General features: G+C 69.6%; 9 protein-coding genes and 2 pseudogenes. 9 read left to right on the top strand and 2 right to left on the bottom strand.

Going from position 1 to position 10,166, the window contains the following annotated elements:
• The coding region (locus tag ACFYQA_RS14550; protein WP_388916511.1) for a group II intron maturase-specific domain-containing protein at positions 1 to 712 on the top strand (712 nt) is incomplete at its 5' end.
• Between the two features lie 33 nt (positions 713 to 745).
• Here the strand turns inward: ACFYQA_RS14550 and ACFYQA_RS14545 are convergent.
• Entirely contained in the window at positions 746 to 1,354 is a 609-nt protein-coding gene (locus ACFYQA_RS14545) for a transposase family protein (protein ID WP_388916508.1), read from the bottom strand.
• A 545-nt stretch (positions 1,355 to 1,899) separates the two neighbouring features.
• On the opposite strand from ACFYQA_RS14545, the gene ACFYQA_RS14540 reads away from it, so the two are divergent.
• The 4 genes from ACFYQA_RS14540 (at position 1,900) to ACFYQA_RS14525 (ending at position 5,227) form a co-directional block, all read left to right on the top strand.
• Positions 1,900 to 3,198, top strand: coding sequence for an alpha/beta fold hydrolase (locus ACFYQA_RS14540; RefSeq protein ID WP_388916505.1), 1,299 nt, complete (start codon positions 1,900 to 1,902; stop codon positions 3,196 to 3,198).
• A 48-nt stretch (positions 3,199 to 3,246) separates the two neighbouring features.
• Positions 3,247 to 3,882, top strand: coding sequence for an MBL fold metallo-hydrolase (locus tag ACFYQA_RS14535; RefSeq protein ID WP_386402371.1), 636 nt, complete (start codon positions 3,247 to 3,249; stop codon positions 3,880 to 3,882).
• Positions 3,883 to 3,942: 60 nt separating this feature from the next.
• A complete protein-coding gene (locus ACFYQA_RS14530; protein WP_388916502.1) occupies positions 3,943 to 4,722 on the top strand; it encodes an exodeoxyribonuclease III in 780 nt (259 codons plus the stop codon).
• Between the two features lie 94 nt (positions 4,723 to 4,816).
• A complete protein-coding gene (locus ACFYQA_RS14525; RefSeq protein WP_388916499.1) occupies positions 4,817 to 5,227 on the top strand; it encodes a DUF6278 family protein in 411 nt (136 codons plus the stop codon).
• An 831-nt stretch (positions 5,228 to 6,058) separates the two neighbouring features.
• Here ACFYQA_RS14525 and ACFYQA_RS14520 read toward each other — a convergent pair.
• A pseudogene (locus ACFYQA_RS14520) lies at positions 6,059 to 6,547 on the bottom strand (hypothetical protein); the annotation flags it as partial.
• Between the two features lie 593 nt (positions 6,548 to 7,140).
• On the opposite strand from ACFYQA_RS14520, the gene ACFYQA_RS14515 reads away from it, so the two are divergent.
• The 4 genes and pseudogenes from ACFYQA_RS14515 to ACFYQA_RS14500 all read left to right on the top strand — a co-directional run.
• Positions 7,141 to 9,093: an APC family permease gene (locus tag ACFYQA_RS14515; RefSeq protein ID WP_388916496.1), complete on the top strand. Its 1,953-nt coding sequence runs from the start codon at positions 7,141 to 7,143 to the stop codon at positions 9,091 to 9,093.
• A gap of 311 nt (positions 9,094 to 9,404) precedes the next feature.
• The gene (locus ACFYQA_RS14510; protein ID WP_388916493.1) at positions 9,405 to 9,677 is read left to right on the top strand and encodes a hypothetical protein; all 273 of its coding nucleotides are present in this window, start codon (positions 9,405 to 9,407) and stop codon (positions 9,675 to 9,677) included.
• Positions 9,674 to 9,904 (top strand): hypothetical protein, encoded by a 231-nt coding sequence (locus ACFYQA_RS14505; RefSeq protein ID WP_388916490.1) that lies wholly within the window; start codon positions 9,674 to 9,676, stop codon positions 9,902 to 9,904. The genes ACFYQA_RS14510 and ACFYQA_RS14505 overlap by 4 nt, the downstream gene beginning before the upstream one ends.
• A 70-nt stretch (positions 9,905 to 9,974) precedes the next feature.
• Positions 9,975 to 10,166: pseudogene (locus ACFYQA_RS14500) on the top strand (phosphopyruvate hydratase); the annotation flags it as partial.

Here is a 10,166-nt window from a genome sequence, read left to right as displayed (position 1 = left end):
AAGCCGGATGCGGGAGAACCGCATGTCCGGTTTGAAGCGGCGGGGACTGGAAACGGGGACTCATCCACCGCGCCAGTCCCCGACCCTACTCGACATGTGGCTGGACCGGGAGTTCCCCACCGTCACGTTCGAGCGTTACGCCGATGACGCGGTCGTGCACTGCGTCTCGGAGCGTCAGGCCCGCCAGGTGCTGGCCGCGCTCACGGACAGGATGGAGGAAGTCGGGCTGCGCCTGCACCCCGACAAGACCAGGATCGTCTACTGCCAGGACGGGAAACGCCAGGGCTCGTATGAGCACAGGGAGTTCACCTTCCTCGGGTACACGTTCCGCGCGCGAAAGTCGCAGGACAGACAGGGCAGGCGGTTCCTGTCCTTCGAGCCTGCGATCAGCAAGGACGCCTTGAAGAGGATCGGCAGGGAAGTACGCAGTTGGCGTCTTCACCGGCGGTCCGACCTCTCCTTCGTGGAGCTCGCCCGACGGATCAATCCAATCGTGGCGGGCTGGATCAACTACTACGGCCGGTTCTACCGATCGGCCCTGACCCCTCTCCTGCAGCGCATCAACGCCTACTTGGTGCGCTGGATCCGCAAGAAGTACAAGCGGCTCGCGGCGTTGCGCGAGGCCCTGGGGAAGATGCGGGAGATCGCGAAGCGGTATCCCCGCATGTTCGCCCACTGGAAGGTGACCACTGCAGCGTCCTCGGGCTGGTGATCAGGATGACAAGAGCCGTGTAAAGGGAGATCTTTACGCACGGTTCCGTGAGAGCCGGGGGGTGAAATTCCCCCCGGCTACTCGACTTTTGGAGGCGACCTGCCGCTGGGCGAGGACCACGCCGTGGTGCTCCATCGCGGCAAGCAACTGGATCGCCGCGGCCGCCCGGGTTCGCGATCCGCGGACCGCCTTGCCGTCGACCGCGATGACTCGCCGCACCGGCCGCTTCTCCTCCGTCGACGGCGGAGGAGCCACTCTGGCCTGCAGGTATGCGCTGATCGCCGCGTCCAGCGCGTCACCGTCGATGCGTTGCAGCAGACGACGCACCGTGGCGGCGTGCGGCACCGGCCGCAGCCCCGTGAACGGGTCGAGGCCAAAGCCGAGGACGTCCAACACCCGCTGCGGGGCATCCGTGATCCATTCGCTGATCGCGATGAGCGACCGGGCGCCGGTCAACACTGCCGCGACAGTGGCGCAGAGCAACGCGAGGGCCGGATACCGGCGCCCCCGCGCATCACGGGTATCAGCGACAAGGATCAAGAAACGACGCAGGTCAGCGATGTCACCCGGGGCAAGAGGAGCAGTCTGGGAGCCCAGTTGCTCCAGAGTGGTGGGGATGGGCGATGATATTCGGGCAGGCACGGTCTCGCTCGGTTCTCATGGGTCTCGACAACCACATGATCACCGGCACCGTGCCTGCTCTGCTTTCCGGGGGCCATCCCAGACCGCACCGGGACATGACGCCACGTCACGCACGAGGCAGGCGAACCGGATCAATCGCGACTATGCAATGCCCCTGGGGGAGGGGCGGTCAGGCTACGGCCAAGTCTCCTACGAGGGAAAGACACAGCTTGTCCACCGTGTGGTGTTCCGGCTGCTGGTCGGGGAGACCCCGGAAGGCTTTCAGGTGCGTCGTGCTGATCCTTGGGGCCGGCAATATATGCTTTGCTGCAAATTGGACCGCTTGAAAGCCATGCCGAAGCAGGAAGCTCTGCGGAGCAGGGACTGGGAGAGCACGCGTGTCAGTAGGATGCACTGTCCGGGCGGCCACGTGTACACGCCGGAGAACTCGTACCTGGGGCCCCGAGGGCTGCGGCAGCGCCGGCGGTGTGGCGCTGCCGGGCGCGGGAGTCGCCGGTTTTTCCCGGGCCGTGTGACAGCTCGTGACACGTGAGAGGGTTTGGGGCGTGAGTGAGACACCACCGAACACCCTGCAATACCGCTTTGACGGGCCAGAAGACGCACCTGTCCTGATCCTGGGTCCCTCACTGGGTACCACATGGCACATGTGGGACCGGCAGATCCCCGAGCTGACGAAGCAGTGGCGTGTGTTCCGGTTCGACCTGCCGGGACACGGAGGCGCCCCCGCATACCCCGCGGGATCGGTCGGCGATCTCACCGCACGGCTGCTCGCCACCCTCGAAGGCCTCGGCGTGCAGCGCTTCGGCTACGCGGGCTGCGCGCTCGGCGGCGCGATCGGCCTGGAACTGGCCCTGCGCCACCCCGAACGCCTCGCCTCCCTCGCCCTGATCGCCGCCTCGCCCCGGTTCGGCACCGCCGACGAGTTCCGCCAGCGCGGGGTGATCGTCCGCACGAACGGCCTCGACCCGATCGCCCGCACCGCGCCCGACCGCTGGTTCACCAGCGGTTTCGCGGCCGCGCAGCCCGCGATCACCGAGTGGGCCGTGCAGATGGTGCGCACCACCGACCCGGGTTGCTACATCACCGCCTGCGAGGCCCTCGCATCGTTCGACGTACGGGCCGAACTCGGCAGCGTCGGTGTGCCGACGCTGGTGCTGGTCGGCTCGGACGACCAGGTCACAGGCCCCGCCGAGGCTCGCACGCTGGTCGCCGGGGTGCCGGACGCCCGGCTGGCCGTCGTGCCCGGCGCCTCCCACCTCGTGCCGGTGGAACAGCCCGCCGCCGTCACCGATCTTCTGGTCCGGCACTTCTCCACCGCCTGGCAGCCCGCCTTCGAGGCCGTCACCGGACACATCGCCCTGCCCGCCGTCCAGGTCCAGGCGGGGCAGGTGGTCGTACCGCAACAGGCCGGGCCCGTCGCCGAGATCGCCGCCGCTGTCCCGCCGCAGCCCCAGGGCGGCGAACCCGACCCGTACGAGGCCGGGATCAAGGTCCGCCGTGAGGTGCTGGGCGACGCGCACGTCGACCAGATGCTGGCGCAGACCGACGACTTCTCGGGCGACTTCCAGGAGTACGTCACCCGCTCCGTCTGGGGCGGGGTCTGGGACCGACCCGGTCTGGACCGGCGCACCCGCAGCTGCGTCACCCTCACCGCCCTGGTCGCCGGCGGTCACCTGGAGGACCTCGCCGTCCACACCCGGGCCGCCCTGCGCAACGGCCTCACTCCCGCGGAGATCAAGGAGGTCCTGCTCCAGGCGGCCGTCTACTGCGGTGTCCCCGCCGCGAACAGCGCGTTCCGCGTGGCCCAGCAGGTGGTCCGCGAGGAGACCACACCTCAGGAGTGAGGTCCGGGGCGAGATCCGGGAGGAGCCCTGAGGAGGCAGGATGGACGCATGAGGCTCACAAAGAAGTCGCACTCCTGCGTCCGCCTGGAGAAGGACGGCCGCACCCTCGTCGTCGACCCCGGAGGGTTCAGCGAGGAGGACGCCGCGCTCGGCGCGGACGCCCTCCTCGTCACGCACGAGCACCCCGACCACTTCGACGAGGGGAGACTCAGGGCCGCACTGGAGGCCGACCCGGCCGCCCGGATCTGGACCCTGAAGTCCGTCGCGGACCAGCTCTCGGCCGCTTTCCCGGGCCGGGTGCACACCGTCGGCCACGGCGACACGTTCACCGCCGCGGGCTTCGAGGTGCAGGTGCACGGCGAGCTGCACGCCGTGATCCACCCGGACATCCCGCGGGTCACCAACGTCGGCTACCTCGTCGACGGCGGCGCCCTCTTCCACCCCGGCGACGCCCTCACCGTCCCCGACCATCCGGTCCGGACGCTGATGCTCCCCGTCATGGCCCCCTGGAACAAGATCTCGGAGGTCATCGACTACGTCCGCGAGGTCCGGCCGGAGCGCGCCTACGACATCCACGACGCCCTGCTCACCGATCTGGCCCGCCCGATCTACGACCGCCAGATCGGGGCCCTCGGCGGCGCTGAGCACCTGCGACTGGCCCCGGGGGCGACGGCCGAGCTGTGAGTCAGGCCTTTGGCCCCCGACGGCCGGGCATTGTCACAGGCGCCGGGTAGGTTGTGGAACATGCGCATCGCGACCTGGAACGTCAACTCGATCACCGCCCGCCTGCCGAGGCTCCTGGCCTGGCTGGAGAGCAGCGGCACGGACGTGCTGTGCCTCCAGGAGGCCAAGGTCGCCGAGGCGAACTTCCCGGTGGATCAACTGCGCGAGCTGGGCTACGAGTCGGCGGTGCACGCCACCGGCCGGTGGAACGGCGTGGCGGTGCTCTCCCGCGTGGGCCTCGAGGACGTCGTCAAGGGACTGCCCGGCGACCCGGGCTACGACGGTGCGCTGGAGCCCCGGGCCGTCTCCGCGACCTGCGGCCCGGTCCGCGTCTGGTCGGTGTACGTGCCCAACGGGCGTGAGGTGGACCACGCGCACTACGCGTACAAGCTCCAGTGGTTCGAGGCGCTGAAGGCCGCCGTGGCCGGCGACGCGGCGGGCAGCCGCCCGTTCGCGGTCCTCGGCGACTACAACGTGGCGCCGTCCGACGACGACGTGCACGACATCACCGTCTTCGAAGGCTCCACCCATGTCACCCCGGCCGAACGCGCCGCCCTCGCCGCCCTGCGCGAGACCGGCCTGACCGACGTGGTCCCGCGCCCGCTGAAGTACGACCACCCGTTCACGTACTGGGACTACCGCCAGCTCGGATTCCCCAAGAACCGCGGCATGCGCATCGACTTGGTGTACGGCAACGAGCCGTTCGCCAAGGCCGTTTCCGACGCCTATGTCGACCGCGAGGAGCGCAAGGGCAAGGGCGCCTCGGACCACGCGCCGGTCGTGGTCGACCTGGACGTGTGATCACCGGCCACCGAAGATCAGTAACCGGCCACCCGACGGGAGTTGTCCGCGCGCCCTGTGGTGCGGACGGCGGTATGAATGTCACGCTGGAGGGATGAACATCCCCTTCCTGGGCAACCGGCGTCAGAAGCCCGGAGTCCGCGATCCCGAAGGCCTCGCGGAACTCCTCGCCGAGTGCGAGCTGCTGCGCTCCCAGGTGTCCCGGGCCGGTGTCCGACTGGACGACTCCCCGGCCTCGTTGGAGGCGCTGGACCAGCTGGTCCCGGGAAGCTGGCGGGACGACGAGGACACCCTGACCTGGCTGGGCAACGACGCCGGGCTGTATCTGGGCACGGTCATCGTGCGCACCGTGCCGGGAGCCGTCTGGGAGCTCCGGGCCGACGGGCAGCCCATCGTACGGCTCGTCTCCGGGCGGGAGTTCGACGTCGTGGACTCCGGGCGCGCCTGGGCCGCCGGCGGTGTGCCCGAACTGTCCCAGCTGTACGCCGAGGTCGCGGAGGCGTGAGACGCCGGACGGCGCTCCGGTCCCGGCCGGCCCGCCCTCCGGTCCCGGCCGGGCACGCCGAGCTCCGAACCGCAGGTACTGCGGGGTATCGACCTCACCGCGGGCAGGGGAGCGGTGGTCGTCGTCATCGGCCCGCCGGGGCCGGGCGGTCCGCCCCCGTACCGGGCGAGCGACCGGCTGGAGACCGTCGGGTCCGGCGCGATCCCGATCAACGGGCAGTCGTAGCCGCCGACGAGGGCGAGGGCGAGGCATCGGCGCGGCCGCGCTCCGATGTCGGGACGGCCCTCCGGCCGCCCGGCCTCTTCGCGCACCGGGCCGTCCCGTGGACGGGGTGATCAACGAGGTCCTGGACGTCATGCCGCGCCCGGCCGAAGCGGACCTGACCGTGATCATCGTCACGCGCGGGAGGGCTTCGCCCGTTCTGTCGTCGGCCGGTCGGCTTCATGGCCGACGTCTTCATGACCAACGGCCTTGTCGCAGAGGGCTGTACGCCCGACGAATTCTTCAGAGATCCGAGCAGGAACCGGGCCGAGGGCTTCGTCTCCGGGGTCCTCGAACAGTGAGCGAGGTCACGTGGGGACGTCCGCCCCGCCCGGCCTCGACTACGATGTTTTCTCCGTCCCGGTGAGGAGGGGGACTTCGCGGTCGAGCGGGGGACACCGCCGCCGGGAGGGGCCCACCGCCCCGCGTCCGCGGGGGTGGCGGTTCACATCGGCCAGTCCCGTCCGGCGGCAGTCGGCGATCACTGTCCGCGCGGCGAAGGCGGCCCGTGCCACGGGCTGTTCGCCGGCGAGCAGAAGGTCAGCTGCACGTCGGACGGGTTGAGCCCGCTCACCCGCCCGCGCGCTTCCCCGAGCGGTTCAGGACTTCTGCTGCCTCTTGCGAGAGGCGGGCGCCGGGGAGGGGGGAGGATTCGGCGGCGGGAGCCGGCAGGGGGGTCTGCGCGTCGCGCGTCACGTCCCCGGCCACCTCGACGACATCAGGGCCGTACGCCTGCGAGTTGACGACCTTCAGCAGCAGGACGAAGGAATGGGAACCGTGCTTGCGGGCCAGACGCTCGTGGTTGCGGGCGAGATAGCGGGTGGCGGCCTGGTTGGTGATCGCGCGCTGGCCGCAGAACAGGAAAACCGGCCGGGTGTCGCGCCGTTCACCGGCGGTGAGCCGGGCGAGCAGGACGTACTCCGTGACACCCGGTTCCATCCGATAGAGCTCGGTGCCGATCCGGAAGGCGCCCCGGTCCGGGCCCGGCTCCGGATCTATGTTGACGCGCACCCCGGGCAGCATCGCCGCCATGTGCGCCACCATCCGCCGGTTCGGACGTATTCCAGGAATCCCACCTTGAACTCAGTTTCATGACAGCCGCCTGACCTGCGGAAACGCGAGGCTCCCGCTTCGGTGGGAGCCTTCGTCATGAGAATGGGGGCGCCAGGCAACGGCAACTGCTGGTGCAGCAGTAGGTACCCCTGCCGCCGTCGGGCAGGCGTCGGATGGCGTCCCACCGGGTGGTCCAGCCGATCAAGGCGCTGGAATTCGCAGGGCGGGGACGATGGCTCCGCCGGATCGGGTGTTCAACTCGCCTCAACAGGGCGCTTCGTGGGCTTCCGCCTCCGCAGAGATCGCCAGGTGCCTCGTACCGGAACGTGAAGCCCGTGATCGCTTACACCACTCGGTGGGACACGACCGAGGCAGGCCCTCGCCGGGCCGCGCTGACCGCCAACGAAGCCCGCCGCCCCGCTCCACCAGTGCCCTGTCTCTCCTGGCCGTGCCGGGCAGCCGCCGTGTGGAATCGATCCGGCGCCCGTGGGCGACGATGATCTGACCAATCCGGTCTCCCCTGACCGAGGCGACTCCGTGCGAGTGCCTGCCGGTGGTGCCTGCCCAGTCCTGAAGCAAACGCCCGTTCTGATAGCGGCATGACCCTCGACCGGCCGATGTACCGCGTCAAGCGACGCCTCCTTGGCAAGCCGCTCACCACGGAACGTGTCAGCGAGGAGAAACTGGGCAACCGGACTGCGCTCGGGGTGCTTGCGTCCGACTGCATCAGCTCGTCGGCGTACGGCTCCGAGGAGATGCTCCGTGTCCTTGTGCCCGTCGTCGGAGCAGCCGCCTTCACCATGGTCATGCCGGTGACCGGTGCGATCCTGCTGGTCTTGCTGCTTCTGACGCTCTGCTACAGCGATGTCGTCACCATCTACACCCGGGCCGGCGGCTCCTACGTAGTCGCCCGGGAGAATTTCGGGCCGGACGTAGCGCAGGTCGCCGCCGTGGCCCTGCTCGTCGACTACATCGTCACCGTCGCCGTCCAGGTCTCGGCCGGCACCAACGCTCTGATTTCGCTTGCTCACCTGGTCGGCAACGGCTGGACGGGCCTGGACCATCTGCAGCTGCCGGTCTCTGTGATGGTGATCGTTCTGCTCGCGTACGGGAATCTGCGCGGAGTCCGCGAGGCGGGCCGGATGTTCGCGCTGCCTGCCTACCTCTTCATGGCCGCCATCGGTCTCGTCCTCCTCGTGGCGGCGGTACGCGGACTGACGGGCGAGCTGCCGCACGCCGACCTGGAGGCCCCCGGTGTCGTGCCGCTGGGGACTCCCGGCGACGGATGGCTCTATGGCGCCTCGCTCTTCATCGTGCTGCGTTCCTTCGCCAACGGCGGGTCGTCCCTCACCGGGCTCGAAGCGATCTCGAACGGCATCTCCGCCTTCCGTGAACCGCAGGGCCGCAATGCCCGGCGCACCCTTGTCGCCATGAGCTGTGTGCTCGCTGTCCTGGTGCTGGGTGTCTCCACCCTGGCGCACTACACCCACGCCGTCCCGTATACCGATGGCACCCCGACCGTCATCGCGCAGGAGGCACGGCTCGCTTTCGGAAACGGCACGGCGGGGACGATCGGATTGGTCTTCGTCCAGCTGGCGACCGCGCTGGTCCTCTACACCGGCGCCAACACGCCCTTCACCGGCTTCCCGTTCCTGGCCAGCTTCGTCGCGGAGGACCGGTTCCTGCCGCGGCTGCTGACCCGGCGCGGGCACCGGCTGGCGTTCTCCAACGGCATCATCGCGCTCACTGCTCTCTCGCTGGCCCTGCTGCTCGTGACGGGTGCCAGCGTGGACAAGCTGGTGGCCCTGTACGCGATCGGCGTGTTCACCGCCTTCACCATGGCCGGGTCCGGTCTCACCGCCTACCACCTGCGCCGACGCGAGCCACTGCGCCGGGTGAAGATCACGGTCAACACCCTTGCGGCGATTATCTCCGCGGCCGTCGTGCTGATCTTCGCGATCACCAAGTTCACCGAGGGCGCCTGGCTGGTCGTCGTGGTCTTCCCACTCGGGGTGTGGGCGCTGATCAGGATCAACCGCGAATACCGGCACGAGGCCGCCGCTCTGCAGCGGCTCCCTGAGGGCGCGGACCGGCCGCGTGCGCGACGTCACCAGGTGTTCGTCCTCGTCGAGACGCTGGACCTGGCCACGCTGAAGGCCCTGCGGTACGCACACGAGCTGCGGTCCGACAGGGTCCAGGCGGTGCACTTCGCGATCGACGAGGCGCACGCACGACGGCTGTCCGCCGTCTGGGAGTCGACATCCGCGACCTCGGTCGAGCTGGAACTGGTGGCCTGCCCGGACCGCCGGCTGCGGCACGCGATGAGGGAACTGGCCCTCCGCACCACACAGGACGGGGAGACATCGCTGACGGTACTCGTGCCACGGCGGATGTACACCAACGCACTCGGCAAGCTCCTCCACCGGGGCACCGGCGAGACGATGGCAAGGGCGCTGGGGCAGCTGCCGCACGTCGCGGTGACGATCCTGCCGTTCGACGCGTCACGCGCCCTGCAGATGCTGGAGTCGGGTCACATGCCCGAGCTGGACTGAGTACTTGCTTCCTGAGCCGCCTGTTTTTGTGATCACGGCCCGGTGCTGGCAGACAGATTTGGGTGACTGTCCGTACGCTCCGGACGGCCAAAGGCCGAGTTGACGCTGTCGGATGAGGAGCGGGCTGCGCTGGAGGGGTGGGTGCAGCGCCGTTCGACTCCGCAGGCGTGGGCCTTGCGGTGCCGGATCATCCTGGCCTGCGCCACCGGCGCGTCGAACAAGGACGTTGCTGCTCAGCTGGATTCGACACCGCATGCGGTGGGGCGGGGCGAGCACGGTTCGTCGAGCACCGGACCGCCGGGCCGGGTGACATGCCCCGTTCGGGCGGACCCAGGACGGTCACCGGCGACCAGGTCGAAGCCCTGGTCAAGAGGACGCTGGAGACCACGCCGAAGAACGCCACCCACTGGTCGACGAGGGCGATGGCCAAGGAGTCGGGGCTCTCGCAGTCGACCGTGTCGCGGATCTGGCGGGCGTTCGGCCTGCAATCACACCGCTCGGAGACGTGCGGGCTGTCGACGGACCCGTACTTCGTCGACAAGGTCCACGACCCTGGGGCCGGCGCGGCCGCACCCCGGTCGTGACGGTCAGCGGGCGACGCTCGGGGCGCCTGTCGGTGGCCGGAGTGATGGTGATGCGGCCCGGTTCCCGGATTCGGCTGTGCCACCGCCTGCGCACCCACCCCGCGGGCAGGGGCAAACGCCGCAGCCTGGGCAACCTCGCCGTCGTCGCTCTCGACCGGCTCGAGGCCCTCGTACGCAACCGGCTCGAGCGCCTGCAATACCGGCCCGACCCCTCGACGGCTTCATAGCGGGCACCGGCCTGATCCTCGAACATCCAACGTCACCCTGACCAGCCGAAGTCGCTATCGGCAAGGGCACGGCTATGCCCAGGTGGTCTCCCACCGCTCCGGCGAGACCGAGGGCGCCTTCATCGCCGACCTCCTCATCGGCGCCGGTTGCGGCCGGCTCAAATCCGGCGCCCCCGCCCGCGGTGAACGCGTCGCCAAGTACAACCGGCTCATCGAGATCGCCAGCGCCGAGCCGTCCCTGCCCTGCGGACCGAGTCGCTGA

This window comes from Streptomyces sp. NPDC005774, from assembly GCF_042871645.1.
Lineage (GTDB): Bacteria > Actinomycetota > Actinomycetes > Streptomycetales > Streptomycetaceae > Streptomyces > Streptomyces pratens.
The sequence above is the reverse complement of the archived record's forward strand: the minus strand, read 5'-3'. Positions and strand labels throughout refer to the sequence as shown.